Source organism: Pelomonas sp. KK5, from assembly GCF_001984095.1.
In the GTDB taxonomy this organism is placed as follows: Bacteria; Pseudomonadota; Gammaproteobacteria; order Burkholderiales; family Burkholderiaceae_C; genus KK5.
On sequence record NZ_LYVQ01000534.1, the window covers coordinates 1 to 604 of the forward strand.

At 74.0% G+C, this 604-nt stretch carries 1 protein-coding gene; it reads right to left on the reverse strand.

Annotated elements, in window-relative coordinates; genetic code table 11:
• A partial coding sequence (locus B0W88_RS34200) for a hypothetical protein (RefSeq protein WP_158080999.1) occupies positions 1–604 on the reverse strand: 604 nt, incomplete at both ends.

The window sequence follows — 604 nt, forward strand, 5'->3', positions numbered from 1 at the left end:
CTGCGCATTGTTGCCGGCCAGCTCCAGCGCCCCGCCGCGGCACTGGCGGCCGGCGTCGCGCCACAGGGTCTCGGCGATCTGCGACTGCTGCTGGCGCTCGGGCAGCGGCAGCCCGGCGCTGGCGCTGCGGAACTTCTGCGTGAACTCGCGCGCGCGGTCGAACAGCGGGGCGCAGAACTCGGCGTTGTGGCCGTCGATCTCGGACTGCTCGCGCCGCTTCTGGGCCACCTGCTGCTGGGTGCCGGTGCAGTTCTCGGCGGCCAGGTCCCAGAGCGTCTCGGCCTTGTGATACAGCATCGCGGCATCGGCCCAGCGGCGCTCGCCGAAGGCCTTGACGGCCAGGTCCTGCAGCGAGGCGGCGTCGCGGTGCGAGCCCTCGCACTGCGAGCCGGCGCCCAGGCGCTCGGCGATGGCGGCGCGGGTCTTCTCGTCGTCGGCCAGGTTGCGGCGGGCGCGCTCGCGCTGCGGGCCCTCGCAGGTGGCCTGGGCCAGCGTCCACTGCTTGATCGCTTCGTCGAGCAACTGGGCCACTTCGCTGAGGTCCTTGGACTGGGTCTGCGCGTTGGTGGCGCGCAGGTCGGCGGCCGCCCCGCGGGCGCTGAGC